General features: G+C 53.0%; 1 tRNA gene. It reads left to right on the forward strand.

What is annotated here, in order from left to right:
- The first annotated feature begins 92 nt into the window (after positions 1-92).
- Positions 93-168 (forward strand) — tRNA-Thr (locus tag FS802_RS30755).
- The last annotated feature ends 85 nt before the right edge of the window (positions 169-253 follow it).

Genomic DNA, 253 nt, shown 5'->3' on the forward strand with positions numbered 1-253 from the left:
CTCGGTAGCTCAGTCGGTAGAGCAGAGGACTGAAAATCCTCGTGTCGGCGGTTCGATTCCGTCCCGAGCCACCATTTATTTTAATAAAATACGCCGGCTTAGCTCAATTGGTAGAGCAACTGACTTGTAATCAGTAGGTTGGGGGTTCAAGTCCTCTAGCCGGCACCATGTAAGTTTCGGAGGGGTAGCGAAGTGGCTAAACGCGGCGGACTGTAAATCCGCTCCTTCGGGTTCGGCAGTTCGAATCTGCCCC

It is taken from the genome of Bacillus sp. DE0042 (assembly GCF_007680225.1).
GTDB lineage: Bacteria > Bacillota > Bacilli > Bacillales > Bacillaceae_G > Bacillus_A > Bacillus_A wiedmannii.